General features: G+C 71.2%; 18 protein-coding genes. 13 read left to right on the top strand and 5 right to left on the bottom strand.

Features of this window, described 5'->3' with window-relative positions:
* Nucleotides 1-121: 121 nt before the first annotated feature.
* Complete coding sequence (gene eccCa, locus AB0H84_RS27920; protein ID WP_357610153.1) at nt 122-4,105, bottom strand: type VII secretion protein EccCa; 3,984 nt, start codon at nt 4,103-4,105, stop codon at nt 122-124.
* A 154-nt stretch (nt 4,106-4,259) separates the two neighbouring features.
* Here eccCa and eccD point away from each other — a divergent pair, with 154 nt between their 5' ends.
* Nucleotides 4,260-5,645, top strand: coding sequence for a type VII secretion integral membrane protein EccD (gene eccD / locus AB0H84_RS27915; RefSeq protein ID WP_357610151.1), 1,386 nt, complete (start codon nt 4,260-4,262; stop codon nt 5,643-5,645).
* 3 nt (nt 5,646-5,648) lie between these two features.
* Here eccD and AB0H84_RS27910 read toward each other — a convergent pair whose 3' ends face one another.
* Nucleotides 5,649-6,080: a YbaB/EbfC family nucleoid-associated protein gene (locus AB0H84_RS27910; RefSeq protein WP_357610148.1), complete on the bottom strand. Its 432-nt coding sequence runs from the start codon at nt 6,078-6,080 to the stop codon at nt 5,649-5,651.
* A 124-nt stretch (nt 6,081-6,204) separates the two neighbouring features.
* Here AB0H84_RS27910 and AB0H84_RS27905 point away from each other — a divergent pair, with 124 nt between their 5' ends.
* The 11 genes from AB0H84_RS27905 (at nt 6,205) to AB0H84_RS27855 (ending at nt 14,243) form a co-directional block, all read left to right on the top strand.
* A complete protein-coding gene (locus AB0H84_RS27905; RefSeq protein ID WP_357610145.1) occupies nt 6,205-6,519 on the top strand; it encodes a hypothetical protein in 315 nt (104 codons plus the stop codon).
* Nucleotides 6,516-7,358: a hypothetical protein gene (locus AB0H84_RS27900; RefSeq protein ID WP_357610143.1), complete on the top strand. Its 843-nt coding sequence runs from the start codon at nt 6,516-6,518 to the stop codon at nt 7,356-7,358. The genes AB0H84_RS27905 and AB0H84_RS27900 overlap by 4 nt, the downstream gene beginning before the upstream one ends.
* Nucleotides 7,359-7,386: 28 nt before the next feature.
* Complete coding sequence (locus tag AB0H84_RS27895) at nt 7,387-7,827, top strand: YbaB/EbfC family DNA-binding protein (RefSeq protein ID WP_357610140.1); 441 nt, start codon at nt 7,387-7,389, stop codon at nt 7,825-7,827.
* Nucleotides 7,828-7,944: 117 nt separating this feature from the next.
* A complete protein-coding gene (locus tag AB0H84_RS27890; RefSeq protein WP_357610137.1) occupies nt 7,945-8,271 on the top strand; it encodes a WXG100 family type VII secretion target in 327 nt (108 codons plus the stop codon).
* A gap of 11 nt (nt 8,272-8,282) precedes the next feature.
* On the top strand, nt 8,283-8,591 hold the full coding sequence (locus AB0H84_RS27885) for a WXG100 family type VII secretion target (protein ID WP_357610134.1): 309 nt from the start codon (nt 8,283-8,285) through the stop codon (nt 8,589-8,591).
* Nucleotides 8,592-8,656: 65 nt separating this feature from the next.
* The gene (locus tag AB0H84_RS27880; protein ID WP_357610132.1) at nt 8,657-9,058 is read left to right on the top strand and encodes a hypothetical protein; all 402 of its coding nucleotides are present in this window, start codon (nt 8,657-8,659) and stop codon (nt 9,056-9,058) included.
* A gap of 27 nt (nt 9,059-9,085) precedes the next feature.
* Nucleotides 9,086-10,534: a hypothetical protein gene (locus AB0H84_RS27875; protein ID WP_357610129.1), complete on the top strand. Its 1,449-nt coding sequence runs from the start codon at nt 9,086-9,088 to the stop codon at nt 10,532-10,534.
* Between the two features lie 10 nt (nt 10,535-10,544).
* Nucleotides 10,545-11,012: a hypothetical protein gene (locus tag AB0H84_RS27870; RefSeq protein WP_357610127.1), complete on the top strand. Its 468-nt coding sequence runs from the start codon at nt 10,545-10,547 to the stop codon at nt 11,010-11,012.
* 11 nt (nt 11,013-11,023) lie between these two features.
* Complete coding sequence (locus AB0H84_RS27865) at nt 11,024-12,328, top strand: hypothetical protein (protein ID WP_357610124.1); 1,305 nt, start codon at nt 11,024-11,026, stop codon at nt 12,326-12,328.
* Between the two features lie 86 nt (nt 12,329-12,414).
* Nucleotides 12,415-13,470, top strand: coding sequence for a hypothetical protein (locus AB0H84_RS27860; protein WP_357610121.1), 1,056 nt, complete (start codon nt 12,415-12,417; stop codon nt 13,468-13,470).
* Nucleotides 13,467-14,243 carry a hypothetical protein gene (locus tag AB0H84_RS27855; protein ID WP_357610118.1) on the top strand — a complete coding sequence of 259 codons (777 nt, stop codon included), beginning with the start codon at nt 13,467-13,469 and terminating at the stop codon, nt 14,241-14,243. The genes AB0H84_RS27860 and AB0H84_RS27855 overlap by 4 nt, the downstream gene beginning before the upstream one ends.
* 3 nt (nt 14,244-14,246) lie before the next feature.
* Here the strand turns inward: AB0H84_RS27855 and eccB are convergent, their stop codons facing one another.
* Nucleotides 14,247-15,656, bottom strand: a complete 1,410-nt coding sequence (gene eccB / locus AB0H84_RS27850; RefSeq protein WP_357610116.1) for a type VII secretion protein EccB — start codon at nt 15,654-15,656, stop codon at nt 14,247-14,249.
* 44 nt (nt 15,657-15,700) lie between these two features.
* On the bottom strand, nt 15,701-17,107 hold the full coding sequence (locus AB0H84_RS27845; RefSeq protein WP_357610113.1) for an alpha/beta hydrolase: 1,407 nt from the start codon (nt 17,105-17,107) through the stop codon (nt 15,701-15,703).
* Nucleotides 17,108-17,186: 79 nt separating this feature from the next.
* Between AB0H84_RS27845 and AB0H84_RS27840 the strand changes: the two genes are divergently transcribed.
* Entirely contained in the window at nt 17,187-17,756 is a 570-nt protein-coding gene (locus tag AB0H84_RS27840) for a helix-turn-helix domain-containing protein (protein WP_357610110.1), read from the top strand.
* 9 nt (nt 17,757-17,765) lie between these two features.
* On the opposite strand, the gene AB0H84_RS27835 is transcribed toward AB0H84_RS27840, so the two are convergent.
* Nucleotides 17,766-22,409: an FtsK/SpoIIIE domain-containing protein gene (locus AB0H84_RS27835; protein WP_357610107.1), complete on the bottom strand. Its 4,644-nt coding sequence runs from the start codon at nt 22,407-22,409 to the stop codon at nt 17,766-17,768.
* Nucleotides 22,410-22,660: the final 251 nt, after the last annotated feature.

Genomic DNA, 22,660 nt, shown 5'->3' with positions numbered 1-22,660 from the left:
CACACGCCGACGTGAACGCGGCGATCAACATCTTGAGGGCAGGGCTTGCCCTTCGTGAGGCTGCGCAAGCGGCTTAGCGAGAAGCCGCTTCCTTCGGGGAGCGGAGGAGTCACGAGTCCTCTCAGTCCTCATCCGCGGGGGGCCAGAACGCCGTCTGGGCCAGCCGTGCGCCGAACTTCCTGTCCACGACGAAACCGCGTCCGGGCGGCTGCGGCTGGGCCCGTACGTTGCCGAACAGGAAGCCCTCGTCCTTGCTGCCGGACAGGATCACCGCCGGGCTGGCCATGTCCTTGATCCGCTGGATCACCGGGTCGAACATGGCCCGGCCCAGACCGCCCATCGCCCTCGACATGACCAGGTGCAGGCCGATGTCGCGGGCCTGCGGCAGCAGCTCGACCAGCGGCTGCAGCGGGTTGTTCGACGTGGCCACCAGGTCGTAGTCGTCGACCACGATGTACAGGTCGGAGCCCTTCCACCAGTCGCGTGCGCGCAGCTGCTCCGGCGTCAGGTCGGCCGGCGGCAGGCGCTTGAGCAGCGCGTTGCGCGCGTCGTTGACCAGCTCCAGCGCCGCCGCGCTGGAGGCGGCGTAGCCGATGCGGTTCTCGCTGACGGCGGTGTCCAGCAGCGAGCGGCGGTAGTCGATCACGATCAGCATCGCCTCGCGCGGCGTGTACCTGGCCACGACGTTCTCGGCGATGACCTTCAGCATGTTCGTCTTGCCGCTCTCGGTGTCGCCCACGACGACGAAGTGCGGGTCGGCCTCGAAGTCGATGAGCACGGGCGAGAGCGAGGCCTCGTCCACGCCGATCGCGATGCGGCTCTTGCCGAGCTCCTCCGCCGTGGGCAGCGACGCGGCGGGCAGCACCGAGGGCAGCAGCCTGACGCGCTTGGCGGGCTCGCCCTGCCAGGAGTCCCTGACCGCGCGGACCAGGCCCTGTACGCCGGCCGCCAGGTCCTCGGCGTCCTGCACGCCGTCGATCCTGGGCAGCGCGGACAGGAAGTGCAGCCCGTCCCTGGTCAGGCCGCGCCCGGGCACGCCTTCGGGGACGGCCAGCGACTTCTTCCTGTTGATCTCCGACTCGTACGCGTCGCCGAGCTTGAGCTCGATTCTCGTGCCGAACAGGTCGCGGATGCCCGGACGGAACTCCGACCACTTGTTGGTCGCCGCCACCACGTGAATGCCGTAGCCCAGGCCGCGCGCCGCCAGGTCGGTGATGACCGGCTCCAGCGCCTCGAAGTCCTGCCTGATCGTCAGCCAGCCGTCGACCACGAGGAAGATGTCGCCCCAGCCGTCGCCCTGGAGCGAGCCGTCGGCCAGCCGCTTGCGGTAGGTCACCATGGAGTCGACGCCGTTCTCGGTGAACTCCCGCTCGCGCTGCTGCAGGATGGTGGCGATCTCGGACACCGTACGGCGCACCCGGTCGCCGTCGAGCCTGGTGGCCACGCCGCCGACGTGCGGCAGCCCCTCCAGCGACGCGAGCGAGCCGCCGCCGAAGTCCAGGCAGTAGAACTGCACCTCGCGCGGCGTGTGCGTGAGAGCCATGCTGGCGATCAGCGTGCGCAGCACCGTGCTCTTGCCGCTCTGCGGGCCGCCCGCCACGCCCACGTGGCCCGCCGCGCCCGACAGGTCCAGCCAGTACGGGTCGCGCCGCTGCTCGAACGGCCGGTCGATGATGCCCACCACGGCCTGCAGCCGCCCGCGCCCCGGCCAGCCGGGCGTCGTCAGGCCGTGCTCGGGCGTGATCGACAGCGGCGGCAGCAGGTGCGCCAGCGTGGGCGGCTCGGCCAGCGGGGGCAACCAGATGCGGTGCGCGGCGGGGCCCTTGCCGGCCAGCCGGGAGACGACGATGTCGAGCAGGGTCTGCTGCGACTTGCTCTCCTCCTGCGAGGCCGCCTCCACCGGCTCGTCGACGAGCGGGACGGGGACGAACTCGGTCCCGTACTCCACGACCTCCCTGATCGGCACGGCGCCGTCAGTCGTGGCGACGTGCCGGGGGTCGGCCTGGTACGCGCCGGACACGTACGCGGCCTTGAACCTGGTCATGCCCGTCGTGTCGAACTTGAGATAGCCGTTGCCCGGCGCGGACGGCAGCTCGTACGCGTCGGCCACGCCCAGCACGACCCGGCTCTCCATGGCCGAGAACGTCCGCAGGCCGATCCGGTACGACAGGTGCGTGTCGAGGCCGCGCAGCCGCCCCTCCTCCAGCCGCTGCGAGGCCAGCAGCAGGTGGACGCCGAGCGACCGGCCGAGCCGCCCGATCATCACGAACAGGTCGACGAACTCCGGCTTGGCCGTCAGCAGCTCGCTGAACTCGTCGAGGACCACGAACAGCGTCGGCATCGGGTGCAGGTTGGCCCCCTGCTCCCGGGCGCGCTCGTAGTCGCGCAGCGAGGCGTAGTTGCCGGCCGCCCGCAGCAGCTCCTGCCGGCGCACCATCTCGCCGTGCAGCGCGTCGTGCATGCGGTCGACGAGCGGCAGCTCGTCCTCCAGGTTCGTGATGACCGCGGAGACGTGGGAGAGGCTCTCCAGGCCGAGGAAGGTCGCGCCGCCCTTGAAGTCGACGAGCACGAAGTTGAGGATCTCCGAGGAGTGCGTCACCGCGAGGCCCAGCACGAGCGTGCGCAGCAGCTCCGACTTGCCCGAGCCGGTCGCGCCGATGACCAGCCCGTGCGGCCCCATGCCGCCCTGCGCGGACTCCTTGATGTCCAGCTCGACGACGCGCCCGTCCGCGCCGAGGCCGATCGGGACGCGGAGCCGGTTCCGGCCCGCGCGGGGCCGCCACGTCTGGGCGGTGTCCAGCAGGGTCGGCTCGCCGACGCCGAGCAGCTCGGTCAGCGTCGTGTTCGTCGCCAGCACGTCCTGGGCCTCGCCGCCCTTGGCGGTCGAGGCCCGCAGCGGCGCGAGCTGCCGGGCCAGCCCCTCGGCCCTGAGGTAGTCGAGCGAGTCGGGATCGCCCAGCCGGTTCGTGCTCTCCTTGCCCGCGTGGTCCAGCTTGACCATGTGGAAGCCGCTGGAGTTGATCCGCAGCCGCAGCGTGCTGCGCTCCTCGACCACGCCGGCCGAGTTCGTCAGGTCGATGACGGTCACGCCGTCGATGGCGTCCGCGCCGAGCTGGGAGTCCTGCGGCACGTGCCCGCCGTCCAGGATGAGCACGTGGTACGGCAGCGCGTCCGGTGACGCGCCCGGCCGGAAGCGGGCCCGCTCCTTCAGCTCGGCTCCGACGAGCCGGTCGAGCTGGGCCAGGTTCTCGGCCAGGAGCCTGACCTGCCCCGCGCCGTCGGTCTCCTCGGGATGCAGCGCGTGCGGCAGCCACTTGACCCACTCCCAGTGGGTCATCCACTCCTTGCCGGCGCACACCATGATCCGCATGTCGTCAGGCGAGTGGAAGACCACCATCTGCGCGATCATCGCTCTGACCAGGGACCGGACCATGGCCGGGTCGCCGTCCAGCTTGATCCTGGCGAACGAGTGCAGCGCCACGGCCACGGGGAGCTGGGAGACCGTCGAGTGCGTGCGGATGAACCGGCGCAGCGCTCCGGCGGAGAGCGCGTCCAGGTCCTCGACCGGCTTGGAGTCCGGCGGGATGAGCTGGATGGCGAGCTTCTGGATGCCGGTGCCCAGACGTACGGTGCTGAAGTCCTCGTCGCGCGGTCGGCGCTCCCACAGGCGGGGGCCCATGACGGTCCACCAGAGCGTGTCGGGGGCCGGGCCGCTCCATTCGAGCGCCTCGCGCTGCTGGATCGCGGCCTTGCGCACCCTCTTGCGGATCTGCGCGAGATAGCGGAAGTAGTCGCGGCGGGCGCCGTTGAGCCGGTGCCTGCGCTCACCCGCCTGCCGGCCCATCTGGCCGACCGTCATGCCGACCATGGAGAACGCGAACAGGCCGCTGGCGACGTACATGATGGGGTTGGAGTTGGTGCCGCCGGCCGTGAACATCAGGCCCATCGCCGCAGCGCCCGCCACCATCGGCAGGTACGTGAGCACTGCCATCATGCCCTGTGACTGCACCTCGGGGATCTCCGGCGGAGGCTCCAGGAGGATCTCGCCGCGTGGCGGCTTCGGGCTGGGACGGCGCTCTGGGCGCCGCACGACGACGATGCTCACCCTTGGACATGCCCCTTCTGATGCTACGGAAGACCCTTCTTACCAGATGTGCCTTACGTCCGAGTTGGGGTCTGAGTTAACTTCTCCTCGCTATGTTGGGCATGTGACATCGCTGGCCGAGATTCCGCCTACGCATCAGGGCGCCATGCACCAGATGCCTGCTCCGCTCCCGCCGCTGTGCCATGTCACGGTGGTCGGGCCGCGCAGGAAAGCCGACCTGGCGCTGCCCGCGGACATCCCGCTCCCGCACGTCCTCCCCGGCCTGCTGCGGGCCATGGGGGAGCTGGGCGGCGAGACGGCGTCCGCGCCCGGCTGGACGCTGCAGCGGCTCGGCGGGGCGCCCTTCGACCTCGCGCAGAGCCTGGGGGCGCTGGGCGTGCTCGACGGGGAGATCCTCTACCTGAGGCCGCGCGAGCTGGCGCTGCCGCCCGCGAGGTTCGACGACGTGGCCGACGTGGTGGCCACCGGCGTCCGCGAGGGCAAGGGCAAGTGGGAGGCGCGGCACACGCGCGGGCTCGGCGGCGGGGCGGCCTGCGGGCTGCTCGTGGCCGGGGCCGTGGCGCTGCCGTTCGGCGGGCTGACCCCGCTCGTCACCGCGATCGTGGCAGGCGCCCTCGCGCTGCTCCTGGTCGCGGTGGGGGTGGCCATCTCCAGGGCGGTCGGCGACTCCGGCGCGGGGGCGCTGGTGGGCTACGCCGCGCTGCCGTACGCGTTCCTCGCCGGGCTGTTCGCCCCGGCGGCGGGAGGCGGGCTGGCGGGCATCGGGTCGCCCCAGCTCCTGGGGGCGCTGGCCTGCGCCGCGCTGGTGGCGACGATCGGCGGCACCGCCATCGCCGACGGCGTGCCCGGCTTCCTCGGCACCGCCATCGCCTCCATGGTGGGAGCCATGGGCGCGGCCGTGGTCATGGTGAGCGGGGCGTCCGCGGCGGGGGTCGCGGCCGTCTGCGCGGCCGTCGTGATGGCCTTCAGCCCGCTGATCCCCCTGCTGTCGTTCCGGCTCGCCAGGGTGCCGCTGCCCTCGATGCCCACCAACGCCGAGGAGCTGCGCAGCGACAACCAGAACCTCGACAGCGCCTCCGTGCTGCAGCGCACCGGGGCCGCGCAGCGTTACGCGACCGGCATGATCGCCGGTGTCTCGCTGGTCGGGCTCGGTGCTCAGGCGCTGCTGGTGGCGGAGGGCACGTGGATCTCGGTGGCCATGTCCGTGGTGCTGTCGCTGACGCAGCTCATGCGGGCCCGGGTGTTCCAGGGCGTCGGGCAGCGGCTCTGGCTGCTGCTCGCCGGGTTCGCCGGGCTGGCCGCCGTGGCGGTCGAGATCGGGATCGCCGTCGGCGGCCTGGCCTCGGTGGCCGTGGTGCTCGGGCTGCTGTGGACCGCGATGGTGGTCGTCGGCATGGGCGTCTGGCTGCCCACCGGGAAGCTGTCGCCCTTCTGGGGACGGGCGGCCGACATCGTGGAGTGGCTGCTCATCGTGGCCCTGGTGCCGGTGGCGCTGGGCGTCCTGGACGTCTACTCCTGGGTGCGCGGGCTGGCGGGCTGAGGCTCAGTCGTCGTCGGACAGGGCGCGGCGGCGGATGGCCTCCAGGTTCTCCATATGGTCGTGCATGTCCCGCGAGAACGAGTCCTGCAGCTGGTCGAACTGCTGATGGATCTGCTCCAGAGAGATCCCCAACGAGGGCTCCACGGGGATGAGCGCCATGGTCTTGCGGGTCTGGTCGTCCTGGGCGGCGCGGACCGCCTGCAGGATCTCCTCCGTGAGCTCGTCCAGCTCCATGCGACTCGCCCGGTTGCCGAGCTTCAGGTGGTCGAGGCGCCCGTTGGCGTCCACCCGCGCCGTGACCGTGCCGCTGCGGCTCTCCCCCTCGCCGTAGACGCCGCCGAGCTGCTCCATCGCGCTGGTCAGCTCGCGCAGCGAGCGCTCGCTCTCGCGCAGCACGCGGTCGAGGTCGTCGGGGTTGAAGTCGTTGGGATTCATGCGAGCACGCCACCCGGTGCGGGTTAACGGTTGGGGAGCGCCGGATTACCGGATGCTGAAGTGATCACGAAAATACCGCTATGAGTGATGAAACCGGTCTAAATCACCGAAAGAATCCATCTCCGTGGCAACTCAACGGGAAATCCACATCACCTCGAACACCATCCACCGCACGTGCACCCGGATCGACCGGGAGCTGAAGACCGACATGATCGGCTTCGTCCGCGGCCTGATTCCGGCTGCCACCGTGGGGGGCAAGGGCTTCGGGACACTGGGCAACCACATCATCGGGGACACGTACAAGTCGGTCCAGCATCGCTTCGACGCGCTGATGGGCCAGGCGATGGCGACGTTGGACAGCTGGGAGGTGGCCTTGACCAACTGCGAGCGCAACTGGAAGGCCGCGGAGGACGCCAGCATGGTCCGGTACCGCGCATGAGCGACCCCATACGGTCCCTGCGGCCCATCTCTCCGTCGCAGTCACCGCTGATCCCCTTCAACCAGGCCACCGGCAAGATCGGATCGATCGGCGCGGCCGCGGAGAGCGCCGCTCCGAGGGCGCTGGGCCTGCTGAGGGTCGCGGGCCGGCTCTCTCCGTGGGCCGTCCCCGCCATCCTCGTCGCCCTCACGGTCGACGCCGACGAGGGGGAGATCGCGACCGCGGGAGCCACCTGGAGCGCCGGCATGGCCGCCAGGCTCGACGACGGCGTGAAGAACCTCATGCCGCAGATCCTCAAGACGTCGGAGAGCGGGTGGATCGCGGCGGACCAGCAGGAGTACGCGCGGGTGCACGCGCTCTTCCACCGCGAGATCGGCTCGCTGCGCATGGTCTTCAACGACATCGGCAAGGTGCTCGACGAGATCGCGGCCGGCTTCCGCGCCTACTGGATCGCCATGGTGACGCTGGCCGGGGCGGCGATCGCGGCGCTCATCAGGGCTCTGTGGCTGAAGCTGTTCCCGTCGCCGGTGACGTCGGCGACCGGGAAGCTGCTCGAGAAGCTGACCAGCGCCAAGCTGGTCGGTGTGACCTCGATCGCCACGGGCACGATCGCGGCGCTGCTCCTCAAGGGTGCTGACACCCTCACGACCATGGCGAGGAAGGAGCGCCAGTTCGGCTACGTCGCGCCGACCGGGGCCGCCAGGATCGACTTCGCCTACGCCGCTCTCGACGTCAAGAACCACCCCTCCTTCCAGCAGCCGCCCGCGCCCGGCAAGCTCCCGGCGGGCGCCCAGAACTTCAACTGGGTCGCACCGAATGTCGAGTACATCACGCCGTGATTGTGGCTGTTGGTGCAAGATGTGACCTGTGACGGATTTCGGGGATCTCGGCGGCATCGACATGGACCGGCTCCTCCACAGCGTCGACCAGCAGATCGCCAGGGCCGAGGAGTTGGAGAAGGCCATGGCGAAGCTGGTCGGCCGCGCGGAGGACGAGGACCATCTGGTCCTCGTCGAGTACGCGCAGGAGGGCCTGCGTACCCTCGAGATCCGCCCGAAGGGCATGCGGCTGAGCGCCGCGGAGCTATCGGAGAAGATCAAGGCGGCCGTGCAGGACGCCGTCGCCGACCTCCATCGCCTCTCCGGTGAGCTGATGGCCGAGATGTTCGGCGCGGCGAGCCCGATGCGCATGATCGAGGACTCCACCGCCATGCTCAAGCAGGTCAAGCGGGCCGAGGCCAGCTATGACCGCGCGTTCGAGGACGTCATGGGCGAGATGGACCGGATTCGCCGCGATCTGGATCTCTGACCAGGCGCTTTGCTGAGCCGTTCGAAACCTGTCACACGTTGCTTTCTGGGATGTATGTTACTCCCGAGGCAGAAGGTGCTTATATGACTAAGAAAGCCGAAATAGCGGAGGTGACCAGTGGTTGACTTCTACGGGGCGAGCCCGGGCCAGATCAAGACGGCGTCCGGCCATGTCGTGGACACGGCCCAGTACATCGAGGGTCTGCGGGTGGCCGTGGAGACCACCGCGAACGGTCTGCTGAACACCGGCTGGCTCGGCCCCGCGGCTGCCAAGTTCCGGAGCGCCATGAACAACTGGGACAACTCCATGCGGGCCGTGCGGACCGACCTGGAGGGCATCGCCGACAAGATGGGCGTCAACGCCGTCGTCTACAGCGCCGCCGACCAGGACGTGCAGGCCGGTGTGGGCCGCGTCGAGTCCCTGATCAACGTCGACGTGAAGTAGGAGGGAACTCGATGTCCGCTGAGCTGGATTTCACAAAGGTCAACTTCGGACACATGGAGCTCGCCCAGGGCGACTTCGTGAAGATCCTCGGCTCCTTCGAGAAGGCCACCGACGACCTGCTGGCCAGGTTGAAGACGGACCTCGGCTCGCACTGGGAGGGTGGCGCCGAGGAGTTCTTCCGGCAGCACGAGGCCAAGTGGAACCAGGCCGCCGCCACGATGCGCTCGCAGCTGGACGAGCTGCAGAAGGCCGTGCAGATCGCCAACGAGAACTACCGCGCCGCGGAGAACCGCAACAAGTCCATGTGGTACGACGGCTGATCCCCGTAGTTCTCTGTTCCGGCCACCGCACGCGGTGGCCGTAGGCGTTGACGGAAGGGTGAATCATGGGCGAGCTCGACCCGCAGTCATGGCCCGGACTCGACGACACCGACGCTGACCTCTACTACGACGTCGGCAAGATGCGGGCCGTTGCCGACGCCTTGGAGCTTGCCCTGTCGCCCACGGCGGGCCCGGGCGGGACTCCGCAGGGTGGCAGGGGTTCGGTGGAGGCCCTCACCAGGTATTTCGACCTGAACGAGGAGCACATCGGCAAGTGGCAGGCAGCGCAGGCGCTCGCGCGCAGCGTGGCCTCCAAGGAGATCGACACGAGCGTGTACGGCCCGTACTTCCCTGGGGCCGGAGGGCAGCTCGGCCAGCTCTACCAGGAGTTCGTCGAGCACTGCCACAAGGTCGTCAAGGCGATCAGGGACAGCGCCGACACCTACGACGGCACGAACCAGGTGTAGCGCAACGCTTGAAAGTGAGAGGCTGCCGTGGCAGAGCGGACAGTGCAAATCCGCGACAACTCCTACCCGCCGAAGGACGAGCCGGTCACGGCGTCGCGGGAGCAGATCAAGGCGTGGCTTGAGGCCACGTCGCCTTTAGAGGTGCACGACAGGGGTCTGACCTACGCGCGGGTCGCGGCCGCGATCAAATCGGTGGCCGAGGCCCTGCCCGAGATCGGCTCGACGCTCAACGGAGCGTGGAAGTCGGACAGCGCCGCGAAGACCCAGCGGGCGCTGCAGCTGCTCAACGCCAGCGGCCTCGAGCTGGCCAGGGCGATGGAGGACATGTCCACCGCCCTCACCAGCTACGGGCGCGACTACCTGCCCGAGGCCATCGAGGCGGTGCGGGCCGCGTCCGGGGAGGGGAAGGCGCAGACACCGCAGCCGTCGCCCGGACCGCAGCCCACGGCCTCGTCCTCCCCCGAGCCGACCACGCCGCCGACGATCACCCGGCAGACCACTCACGGGCAGCCGAACTCCGAGCCCTCGGCCCAGCCCAGCCCGGCGGCGTCCGAGGCGGACGACCAGGTGGCCAGGGAGGCGCTGCGCAAGCTCAACCGCCACATCGTCGACCTGTACGACTTCACGATCCCGCAGAGCGTGACCATCGATCTGCCTGAGGTCGGGCCGGCCACGCTCGCCAAGAGCGACACTGACCTGCCGGTTACCGAGCGCAGCCCGTACCGGCAGGGTGCGTACTGGAACGGCGGCGGCTCCTCGGACGGCGGCTCGTCAGGCGGTTCCTCCGGCGGCTCGTCCACCGGCGGCCACTCCGGCGGGTCCTCCTCCGGTGGCCACTCCGGTGGCGGCTCGGGCTCCGGATCGGGCTCGGGCTCGGACACGGGCCCCGGCTCGCACGATCGCCCGGGCACGGACACGCCCGGTTCCGACACGCCAGGTTCCGACTCTCCGGGAACCGACACCCCGGGTGCGGACACGCCCGGCGACAGCGGCTCCACCGGCGACCAGACCGGATCGTCGTCCCCGGGCCGGAACAGCGGGGACGGCACCACGCCGCCCGTCATCGACAACAACGCCACCGACGGCGACAGGACCACGCACACGCCGGGCACCACGCAGGACCCGCGTGCGACGGAGTCGGCGAGCACGCCGACCCACGTCCCCACGACGAACGGCTGGAGCCCCACGACGACCGGCTGGACCCCGACGACGCAGACGCCGACCGGCTACCCCACGCCGGCCACGGCCGCGCCGGCGGTGATCGGCGGGGGCGGGCCGTACAGCCAGCCCGGCGCCGCTGCGGCGGCCGCGGCCCGGGCGGGCGTGAACGGCATGACCACGCCGATCGCGCCCATGATGAGCGGTGCGGCACCGGCTGAGGAGGGACAGGATTACGTGCGCACGACACACGTGCCGGAGGACCACGAGATGTGGAAGCCGGGGGAGAACCACATTTCGCCGGTGATCGGCGCCTGAGGGAGGCGACATGGCACTCGAGCTCGACCCGAACTGGCCCGGCCTCTCGGACAAGGACGAGTCGGAGGACCCCTACATCAACCGTACGGAGGTCAAGCGCATCGCCGGGGAGCTGAGCGGGCTGCTGGACAAGTTCACCGCCTCCTCGGGGATCCTGCAGGACGAGTTCGTGACCGCGCCGGGGGACACTCCGCCCGAGGTCCAGCTGCCCGCGGGCGCCGGCTCGCTGCCGGACCTGCAGCAGTACTGCGCGCTCAGCGAGAACCAGATGGGCAAGTGGCCCGCCGCCGTGCAGTTCTCCTTCGCCGCGAACTGGGCCTACGAGCAGCTGGTCGGCCAGCAGGGCAGCAAGTCCGGCAAGTACGCGGTCCTGCTCGAGCAGGCCGACAAGACGTTCGACGCGCTGGTGGACATCAAGAACGCCTCACAGAGGGCCGAGCAGGCCTCGGAAGAGGCCGCGGCGCGGACCGAGACCTGAGGGAGAGCACCATGGCCAAGCCCCACATCGTGAACACCCCTCTGGTCGACAAGTCCATGCGCATCGACACGTCGGTGCACACGCCCGGCTTCTGGGAGAGCATGGTCGTCGACTCGATCGACCAGGTGAAGGACTGGATCGACGCGACGAACCCGGGGAAAGTGCGGATCGCCGGCATGTACTACACGGCCGCGCAGTCGCTGCTCAACGGCTTCGCCGACGACCTGAAGACCAAGGCGACCGAGCTGGCCGAGCACTACAAGGGCCCGGTCGCCGTCGAGACGCAGAAGCAGCTGCAGAGCATGCACGCCAGCACGCGCGAGCTCGCCCAGAAGCTCGGCCAGATCGGCAAGGTGTTGCAGGACTACGGCGAGACACTCAGGTGGGCCCAGGCGAACGTCGTCGAGTCCCCCGGCCGTGACTCCCGCTCCGACCACGACATCGACTGGGCCGGGCAGATCCCGTTCTACCGGCTCAAGCGCGGCAACGAGCGAGCGGTCAACCATCTCAAAGAGGTCAACCAGCGCATCGCCCAGCACTTCGCGGACCTGCCCGCTGAGATGCAGCAGGCAGTCCCGGACCCGGCCCAGGTGGAGATGCCCGACTTCAACAACGGCGGCGGCAAGGTGCCTCCCATGCCGAACCTGCGCAGCGGGCCGGGACCGGGCGACATCAGCGCGGCCTCCTTCAACCCCGGCTCGGTGCCCGGCCTGGCCGCCCCGCAGGGGCCGGCCGACGGCTATCCGTCCGGGCAGTACCCCGGCGCTTCCGTGGGCGGCGGGATCAACGGCGGCATCGACGGCGGCGCCGCCGGCGGCTTCGGCGGAGGTGTCCCCGGGAGCGTCAACGCGGGCGACAACCCCTATGGCGGCGGCGGGCCGGCCGGGGTGACCGGCACCACGCTCGGAGCCAATCCGAACTTTCCGTCCGCTCCGTCCTCGCCCTCGGCGAACGTCCCGGATTCACCGGGCACGACCCTGGCGGGCTACGACCCCTCGCTGAGCGGGCCCTCCGTCAACCCGTCGTACACCACGCCGACGACCGGCGGCCCGAGCACCGGCCCAGGCGGTCCCGCCACCGGCCCCGCCATCAGCCACGGTGCCGGTGGCGGCACCACCGCCGGCGGGGTGACTTCCGCGGTGGCGAGCCGTGGCGGCGGGGGGAACGGCACGGGGGGGTTCGCGCCGCACCCGGCAGGCCTCACCGGCCGGGGCTCCGAGGAGGAGCAGAAGAAGAAGGAGACCACGACAGGGATCTACGAGGACGACGACGTATGGGGCGGGCCGGAAGGCGCCGGCCCTTCGACGATCGCCTGATCCCGAGCGGACGTGCGGGGCAGGCGCGGCACGCCGCGCCTGCCCCTTGATCGAAATCGGCGCGGTGCAGGGCCAGGGAGGGCGACATGGGGTCCGGATACCAGTACGGCGGCTCCCTCGGCGGGGTCGAGATCCAGTTCAAAAAGGGCAAGATCGAAAATCTTGGACAGGACTACGCCGAGCAGGCCCCGGCCGTGGGCAACATCGCCCGCAACACCGGGGGGATCCGCGTCGCCCCTCCGGCCTTCGGCCTGGTAGGGGTCGGCCTCAACTACGCGCACGACAGGGTTAAGGACGGCGCCGCGGGCGCCCTCGACACGGCCAAGACCGTGCTCCAGGACTACAAGGACGCCCTGAGCAAGCTGGACAAGAACTACCAGAAGGCCGACGAGGACAGCGACGGCAAGATCAACCCTGGCGGCCCCGGCGGGCCGGGCACCGGACCGGGCGGACCCGGCGGGATCAAGCCCGCCAACCTCAAGACGCCGAAGATGCCCGGCGCGGGCGATCTGCCGAAGACGAAGATGCCCGGCCCCGGCGACCTGCCCAAGACGGACCTGCCGAAGACGGACCTCCCCAAGACGGATCTTCCCAAGACCGACCTGCCGAAGACCGATCTGCCCAACCCGAACGTCCCGAACCCGAACCTCCCGGACGCCAATGTCCCGCAGGCCAACGTCCCGAACCCGAACCTTCCCGACACCAACCTGCCGGACCCGAACGCGAGCCTCCCCAAGACCCCGTCCATCGAGGACCAGCTCAACCACAACGTGCCGACGGTCGACCCGAAGTACCCTCAGGTGGACCCCACGAAGACCAACCTGTCCTCGTTCGACCCCTCCAAGCTGGGCACCATTCCCACCAACCCGAACACCGCGACCACGTCCATCGGCCCCGGCATCTCCCCGGGGACAAGCAGCGGCTCGTCGGTCACCACGCCGGGCACAGCGGGCGCGGCGGCGGCCGGCACCCGCGGCGGCATGACCGGAATGGGCGGCATGCCGTACGGGCCCATGATGGGCGGAGGCGCCGGCGGCGAGCAGAACAAAGAGCGGGACAAGCCCGACTACGTGCGGGGCAGCGAGGAGGACTGGATGGACGACGTCGACATCGCGCCCTCGGTCATCGGTGAGGAAGCATGAGCTCCGAATTCAGTGGCGACCGGGAGCGGGCCCTGCAGGCAGCCGCGATGGCCTCCGCGGCGGCCGTGATCCTCTTCGAGTACCCGCTGGCCAGGAACATCGCCCTGATGGTCGGCACCCTGGTCTCGAACCCCGATGGCATGGCGGAGGCAGCCGCGGCCTGGAAGGCCCCCGCCGAAGGGGCGGACGGGCTGAACTTCGAGACCATCAAGCAGGAGATGGTCAAGCTCAAGGAGCAGATCGAGGAGAAGGGCCACTGGAAGGGGCCTGCCTGGCAGGTCTTCAGCGAGGCGGCGGACACGTTCATCGAGCAGCTGGACGCGGCCAAGCGCTACCACCAGAGCGTCGGCGCCGGCATGCACGGCGTGGGCAACGTGTACCACTGGGCGGTGCAAGTGGGCATGCTGGTCGCCGCCGCAATGATGGGCGTGGCGCTCGCGAAGCTGTCGATGTTCGTGTTGAACGTCGCGGTCGCGATGACGGTCCGGGGCGTGATCAACGGCATCCTGGTCTCGCTCGGCCAGGTGCTCAGGGGGCTGGTGGGCAAGCAGGTCAAGACGGTGGCCGTGATGACCGGCATCCTGCTCACGGTGAACGGCCTGTGCGCCTCGCTGAGTCAGCTCTTCGACAAGAACCGCCCGAAGGCCGACTTCTCTCCCGCGGACCTGGAGTACGCGGCTCCCAAGGACAAGTCGGGCGTGGGCACCTTGCAGCCGAAGAACAACGGCATGCCGAACCTCAACACCTCGATGCCGAGCATGGGCTTCTTCTAAGGGCTACTGGGCGGTGATCTGCAGCGGCGACCGCGCCGCTGCAGGGTCGAGCGTCGGTCCTTCCGGGATCAGATGCACGAGATTGTCCGGCACCGGCGCCACGTCCTCGGCCCCGTACCCCAGCTTGTTGATCTGCTCGGCTGACTGCAGCGGATATTTCCGGCCCTGGTCGCTGAGCAGGAAGTAGGTCTGGACGAACCCCTTCTGGCCGTCCCCGGGCAGCAGCCCGCCCAGCGCCGCCGCCCCGGCGGGCAGCAGCACCTGGTCGAAGTGCTCCTGGTCCCCGCGCGAGCTGGGCGGCGGAATGGTCATCGTGCCGCCGACGGTCACCTTCGCCCGCGCCGACCCGTTCTGCGTGTCGGCGTACACGGCGCAGAGCGGCGACGACGACGTCCCCACGACCTTGGGGAGGCTGGTCGGGAGCCCGCCGACGGTGAGGTTGCGGCCGGAGAGCTTGGAGTTGGCCGTGGCCGCGTCGATCGCCACCGGCCAGGCGGCCTTGCCGCCGTACGCCCGCTTGGTGCTGGGATCCTCGAGCAGCAGCGTGGCCTGCGTGAGGTTGATGGGCGCGAGCCCGTCGGCGAGCAGCACATACCACCGCGTCGCGGCCCCGCCGACGCCCTTCACGGTGTAGACGCGGCCGACGGCCGTCGTGCCGCCGTTCGGCCCGCGCACCTTCTTGCCCATGTCGGGGATCCTGGGCGCCATGAAGTCGGGTCCGGCGGGAATCGCGTTGATCCACGTGGGAGGCACCTTACGGGGCCGGGTGTTGAGCGCCCGCACGCCACTGTCGTTGGCCTTCATGCGGATGTCGTTCCAGATGACCCAGGGCTGCTGGCCGTCCGTGACGACCAGTGCGCCGCCGCCGACCGGCGTGCCGCCGACGTCGGTGCCGCCCACCAGGGTGACGTACGGCACCCGCGTCCCCGTGGCGTCGGGCGCCTCGGTCACGCACGCCGACCACGGGCCCTTGACCAGCTTCTCCCTGTCGGGCAGCGAGTCGGGGGCGCCCGCGATGCCCACCAGCGGGCCGCGCGGGAACTTGGCGAGCGAGGCGGCGGAGACGCTCCGGACCTCGAAGTTGGACGCGTCGAGCAGCAGCAGCGCGGAGACGTAGTTGGCGACGGGCAGCAGCCGCCGCTGCTCCTGGCTGTAGACGTATTTCGCGCCCGTCTCCTCTTCGACGAGGAGCTGGCCGGGATCCTCGAGGTTCGTCGCGTTGCCGGGCTTGACCAGCCCCCAGATCCCGAACGCGGCCACGATGAGCACGCCGACCAGGACCCCGCAGAACATGGCCACGTTGTGGCGCCGCATCGGCGTCTCCGGCACGTCGGGCTCCGCCTGCAGCAGCGCCATTCCCAGACGCTGCTGCATGAGCCGATGCGCCTGGTAGAGGTCCTTCCGGGTCTGCATCTCACCCCTCCCGTATCGCAAGGATCAGCATAGAGCGCCCGCCTCTAGGGAATCAGCAGTCCCCAGTACAGGGCCCACGGCAGGAACACCGCGGCCCCCGCGAGGAGGAGCACCAGGCGGGTCCGCTCGCCGCGTCCGGCCACCCGCCGCAGCCTCAGCGCCGTCATGCCGGCGGCCCCGAGGGTCACGATCGAGATCGCCTGCAACGCCACCCAGACCAGCGGCCTGCCCGCAACCAGGGGGCCCGGCGCGGCCAGCTTGTTCCCCGTCATGATCACGTAGAACAGGTAGGAGAACCCGCCGAGCACCGACACGAGCCCGCCCGCGCTGACCAGCCGCGCCGCCTTGACGGGCGACACACCGGCCCGGTGCCTGACCCGTCGTACCGAGGCGACCACCGGATACCCCGCGAACGCGACCAGGAACAGCACCAGCGCCGCGGCCTGAACGCCGGCCGACTCCCACCACGCGACAGGCGGCACCGCCACCGAGTCGTCCGCCTGGACCGGCGCGGGCCCCGACACCCGCGCGACCGGCGCCCGCCCCGAGGTCGCCTGTCCCACCCACTCGCCGACCAGCTCCGCGTAGCCGGCAGCGAGCTCGGGCAGCCGCGTGACCCCGCCGTCGGGCGTCCGGTGGGCGGCGTGATCGGCGTCCGCGAAGAACCGGAACGTGTAGTGCCGGTTCCCGCCTCTCTCAAGGGCCCCGGCGAAGAGCGGAGGCGTCTCCCGGGGAGGCGTCAGCAGGTCGTGCACCCCCCAGATCCCCAGTACGGGCTGCCGTACGCTCGCGATGACCGGCTCCGGGTCGTAGTAGGGCTCGGGGAACATCCCGCCGTCCGCGATCACCCGGTACAGGCCGGGCTCGGCCCGGTCGACGAGTGACCCCCGTACGCCTGCCTTCCGCAGCCCGGCCGCCACCGCCCAGGTCTGCTGCCGCAGCGGGTGCAGCGCGTTGGCGCCGACGAGGATCACGAAGGAGATGTCGGCGGAGCGCGACGCCGCGAGCGGCGCCACCCATCCGCCCTCGCTGAGCCCCCAGATGCCGACTTTCGACGGATCGACCCCGGCCTGCCGCCGGAGCGTCGCCACGGCTCCCAGCGCGTCGTCGGCCAGCTGCGAGTAGGACCGCGTGAACAGCGAGTACCCCTCGGAACGCTTGTCGTAGACCAGCACCGACATCCCCTGCCGGGCGAAGGCCACCGCCTCGGCCAGCAGCTTCTCCCGCTTCGTCCCGGTGCCCGCGCCGTGCACCAGCACGACGCCGGCCCGCCCGCTGCGGGCCCGTACCGGACTGATCACGCTTCCGTGCAGCAGCAGCCCGCCGCCGCGGAAGCTCACCTCGCTCGCCCGCAGATCGTCGGGCAAGGCCATCGGCGCATCCCTGGCCAGGGCGGCGGTGGGGGCGAGCACCAAGAGGAGGGCGGTGAGGGCCGCGAGAATCGTTCGCATATCGCCGAACTTACTCTGCAGAGAGTTCTCGGCAAACAGAAGTCTGCAGATATCGTTCTGGAGGACTACCCTCCTCCTCATGAAGGAGGAAGCAGACGAGCCGTTCGTCCTCGACGATCCGGGCCGGCTGAAGGCCCTGGCCCATCCCATGCGCCGCCGCATGCTGACCCACCTCAACATTCACGGCCCCGCCACCTCGACCACCCTCGGCGAGCTGCTCGGCGCCAAGACCGGCACGACGAGCTACCACCTGCGGCAGCTCGAGAAGTACGGCTTCATCGAGGAGATCCCCGAGCGCTCGTCGGGCCGCGAACGCTGGTGGCGCCGCGCCCGCACCCCCAGGGACATGCGCCTCCCCACCCCGGACCAGCTGGCGCCGGAGGACCGCGCGGTCCTGGCCGAGTTCCAGAGGATCGGCTTCGAGGAGGACCGCGCGCTGCTGGAACGCTTCCCCGCCGCCTACCGCGCCGACCCCGACTGGGCCAAGGGCTCCAGGGGCCTGGCCCGCATGACGAAGGAGGAGCTGGCCGCCTTCCACGACGAGTACGTCGCGCTGCTGCTCAGGTACAGCCACACGGCGGAGGACGCGCCACCGGAGGCCCGCCCCGTGTACGTCCGCTTCTTCACCCTCCCCGCCGACGAGCCCTGAGCCGCACGGTCAGCCGTTGGGAAGAGCCGCCTGGATGGGGGTGATGGTGCCGGTCCGCACCAGGAAGCCGCGCCCGGGCGGACCGCCGACGGTCCCGCGCGGCAGGCGGATGGAGAAGATGTCGCCGTCGGCCTGGCTCTGGACCGCCAGCAGCACGCCGGTGCGGGACTTGCGCGTCTCGGCCACGAAGCCGCGGTACGCGACGGCCAGATCCCCGGTCGCCCCGGCGATCAGCAGCCCGTGATCGCCGTCCCTGCCCGAGCGGAGCACCTCCTCCAGCGCCGTCCCCAGCGGGCCGTCCGCGTTGACCAGCTCGGCATCGTCCACCAGCACGACGTAGTGCCGCAGCTCGGCGACCAGCTCGGCCAGGTTCGTGGCGTTGCCGTCCAGCACGGCCACGGCCCCGTCCAGGTCGCGCAGCGGGCTGCGCCGGGGCGCGACGGCGATGACGGGCGTTCCTCGGGCGATCAGCGAATGAGCGGCCGTCAGCAGGACCGACGAGCGGCCGGAGCGGGACGGGCCGGCGATCACGGCGCCGGGCCCGTGGGCCAGCAGGTCGAGGCCGAGCGGCGCGAGGGCGTCCCCTCCGGCGCCGACCAGCGCCCACAGGGGGGACGGAGGCGTGAACGCCGGGTCGAGGTCGAGCGCCTGGGACGCCGTGACGCGCATCGGAAGGGCGTCCACCCGCAGCGGCGGCTCTCCTTCCCCATCCCGTCCACCGCCGCCGGCGGCGCGGGCCAGCGCCTGGAGGGCCGCCACCTGCGCCGGGCCGGACGGATCGGGGGAGAGCAGGGCGATGTGGTGCTCGACGATGCCGTGCTCGCCCATCGACAGGGCCCGGCCGGGCGGCATCGAGGAGGGCAGGCCCTTGAGGGGGAAGCCCGCCAGGCCGTAGTCGGCGGGGTCGGAGAGGCGGAGGAGCAGGCGGTCGTCGAAGACCGTCGAGACCTGGCCCAGCAGGCCGGAACGGTCGCTGGTGACCACGGCCCGCAGCCCGACCGCGGGACCTTCGCGCAGGAGCTGGAGGAGCGCCTCGATCAACCGGCCGTAGTCGTAGCCCTCGAAGGCGGCGACGAAGCCCTCCCAGCGGTCCAGCATGAACACCAGCCAGGGCAGGCGGTGCCCGGCCTGGCGGTATTCGGCCAGGGAGGCGTGGCCGGCCTCGGCCAGGAGCTGCTGGCGGCGGCCCACCTCGGCACGGAGGCGGGTGAGCAGGCGCTCCACCCGGTCGAGCTGGTCTCGGGTCACGACGGCGCCGCAGTGCGCCATCGCCACCAGCGGCAGGAGCGCGCCCGAGCCGCAGTCGACCGCGTGGACGTGCACGTCCTCAGGGGAGGCATGGGCCGCGATGGAGCCCGCGATCGTGCGCAGCGCCGTCGATCTGCCGGATCGGGCGGCGCCCGCTATGAGCAGGTGACCTCCGTGAACGAGATCGAGCGCCAGAGGGTGCCGGTCCTGCGCCCACGGCCGGTCGGTCAGGCCGAACGGCAGCGGCGTCACCTCTCCCGACGCGGGGCCCGCCGGGACCGTGAGCTCCTGGACGAACTGCGTGGGCAGCGGATCCAGCCAGGGGCTGGGCTGCACGGGGACGCCGGCCAGGTGCGTGGCCTCGATGAGGGCGTCGGCGACCAGGGTGAGGTCGGTGACTGTCGAGTCCTCCTCCGGCTCCGGGGGCGGCGGCAGGGGCCGGCCCAGGGAGCGCCAGGTCACCTCGAGCACCCGGACGCGGGCGCTCGGCGCCGGGAACGGGCTGCCCGAAGAGGCCGCCGGCGCGGGGCTGCGGCCCCCGACCCTGGCCGTCTGTACGGCGGTCGCCGCCCCCACACCGGAACGCACGTAGCAGCGGCCGGGTGTCGACTTGGAGATGTGGGCGGCGTCGGGCAGGTCGATGACGTCGGCCGACTCGGCGGGCTCGGTCACCCGCAGCGCGACGCGCAACGACGTGTTCGCCTGGATGTCGGCCGTGACCACGCCCGCGGGCCGCTGGGTGGCCAGGATGAGGTGGATGCCCAGCGAACGGCCCCGGCGGGCGATGTCGACCAGGCCCGTGACGAAGTCGGGCAGCTCGGCCACGAGGGCGGCGAACTCGTCGATGATCAGCACCAGGCGCGGCATCGCCGGCCCCGTGTAGTCGTCGATGTCCTTGGCCCCGGCCGCCAGCAGCAGCCGCTCCCTCCGGCGGATCTCGGCGGCCAGCGAGTCGAGCGCGCGCTGCGTCAGGTGGCCGTCGAGGTCGCTGACCATGCCGACCGTGTGCGGCAGGCGTACGCACTCCTTGAAGGCGGCGCCGCCCTTGTAGTCGATCAGCACGAACGTGAGCTGGTCCGGCCGGTTGGCCACCGCCAGCGCGCAGATCAGCGTCTGCAGCAGCTCCGACTTGCCCGCGCCCGTGGTGCCCGCGATCAGTCCGTGGGGGCCGTCGAGCTTGAGGTCCACCGAGAACGGGCCGTCCGGGCCGACGCCGATCAGCGCCCGCGTGGAGCCGCGCTCGCGCCACCGGGCGGCCAGCTCCCGGCCGGTCGGGTTCGGCATGCCCATCAGGTCGAGCAGGCGGACGGCGTCAGGAAGATTGCCCGACGGGTCGTCCCTGCTCACGTCGTGGATCGGGGACAGAGCCCTGGCGAGGCGGTCGCACCAGGTGGAGGAGACGAGGTCGGCCAGGACGGGGCCGATGACGTCGAGGCCGCCGCCGCGCAGGCGGACCAGGCCGTCGCCGCCGCACGCTGCCACGGTCTGGCACTCCTCGGGCAGCAGCCGCTGGTCGTCGTCGATGGCGAGCGTGAACACCCCCGAACGCGGGCCCTGGCGCAGCACCTGCGGCATGTTGGGCAGGCCGCGCAGGACCTGGGCGCCGTCGAGGATCACGAGCACGTCGTACGGGCGCACGTCGTAGGAGGAGAACGTGGGCTTCTCCGGACCGCCCAGGTCGTCCCAGCCGGTGGGGATCTTGCCGAGCTCGGGGATCGAGGTGTTCTGGCGCTCGTCGATGAGGGCGGCGAGCTCGGAGACGCGGCGGGCGGCCGAATCCGGATCGGTGCCGACCAGCGCCACGCACTCCTCGCCGGAGCGCGGCGCGCAGTGCGGCAGCCAGCGCGTCCAGCCCCAGCGGCGCTCGCCGTCGGCGTGCGCGGACACGACCACGATGGCCAGGTCGCGCGGGCTGTGCAGGGTCGCCGCCTGCGCGATCAGCCAGCTCGCGAGGCCGGCCGCCTCCGTACGCGGGCCCGTGACACCGGCCACGCCCAGGTTGCGCATGGGCAGCGCCACGGGCACGGAGCGGCAGATCGGCGGGTCGATGGGCCCGCCCTGCTCCTCCGACAGCTCCAGGTTGGCGGGCAGGTCGGCGAGCCCGACCCGGAGGCGGAGCGAGTCGGAGTCGTGGATCCGGCGCTCCCACAGCCGCCGGCGCGGCCCCGTCGCCGTGAGCAGCACCTGCGCGGGGTCGGGCGCGTCCGATCTGCGCGCCGCCTCGTCCGCCGCCCGCGCCCGCTCCACGGCCTCGTCGTACGCCTGGAGCTCCGCGGCGTACTCCTTGATCGCCTTCTTGTGCTGCTTCTTCCCGTGGCGGCGGTCGCTCCACCATTGGCCGATCATGATGACCGGGGTCATGAGGGCGACGAGCAGGTAGTACCACTGCTTCAGAGCGAACGCCAGCGTCAGGCCGAGCACGGCGGGCAGGAGGGCGGCGAGCAGCTGAAGGCGCAGCCCCTCGTTCCTGGACGGCTCCTTGGGCCTGACGAACGTGCGCTCCGGCTCGGGGCGCCGGAGCCTGGGCGGGCGGTTGTAGGAGACGCCGCCCTCGCTCCGTGGCGCCAGATGCGCGTCCCTGGGCTCGATCGACGTCAGCACGAACACCGACGAACCGCAGGTCAGCACCGCCTGATCGGGCCATTCCGCGCGTTCGGTGAGCGGCCGGCCGTTCAGCTCGGGCACCTCGCCGTAGTCGGCGGCCAGCTCGGCCGCCTCCCGCTCCGCGACCCGGGCCGTGTACTCGGCGACCTCCTCGGCCCACCTGCCCTTGAGCTTGAGCTTCGGCGCCTCGTCCGGCGGCAGCCACGCACGCTCGACCGTGACCGCCTCCGGTGTCACGCGTACGGTCACCGCCTCCGGTGCGAGCGCCGGGTCGGCTGTGGACATGGCGCACATCGGGTCGGAGCCGATGACGTGGACGCCCAGCCCCAGCCTGTGCACGGTGCCGGCCGCCGGACCGCCCACCACGCGTACCTCGGCCACCCCGCCCGGCTCCTCGATGACGGTGGCGCGGGCCAGCTCCGGCTCCAGGGTGACCTTGTCGCCGTCGCGCAGCACGGCGGCGGCGGGCGCGCGGGGATCGAGCGGGCGGCCGTCACGCCACAGCTCCGGCGCCGCCCCGAGGGGATCGGCCGCCGCGGCGGCACGCTCCGACGCCGTCCCGGCAGGACCGGCCGCCGCGGCGGCACGCTCCGGCCGGCGGGGGCGCGGCACGCGGGCGCCCACGTCGACGGAGGCCGACATCCCATAGGGTGCCCGCGCTCCGGACAGGCGGACGACCTGCGCCAGCGGCCCCTGATCGCTGAGCGCCCCGCTCACCGCCGCCACCGTGGCGCCGTCGTCACCGTCGATCACGACGTCACGGTCGCCCTGCCCGCCGAGCACGGTGAGCATGATCCGCATGGTGTCGTCTCCTCGCTCGCACCTCGGGCGCCCAAAGGTAGCGCCAGAAACGGGGCCGGGCCCGCTGGTTGACGGCAATGGCATGGCGGGCGTCGAACGATGTGAATACTGTGACAATTGTTGTTGTTGTGACGGCTAGCCGGAAATATCGTCATTCGTCAACTCGATAGCGACAATCAGCATCGATTGCTCCGCATTGGCATACCGTCACCTGCGAAACAAGCATGGGTCCTCGCATTCCGCCCACGAGC

The sequence above is a fragment of the Nonomuraea sp. NPDC050786 genome (genome assembly GCF_040654115.1).
GTDB lineage: Bacteria > Actinomycetota > Actinomycetes > Streptosporangiales > Streptosporangiaceae > Nonomuraea.
Note: the sequence above shows the minus strand (reverse complement) of the source record. Positions and strands in the feature narration are given on the sequence as shown.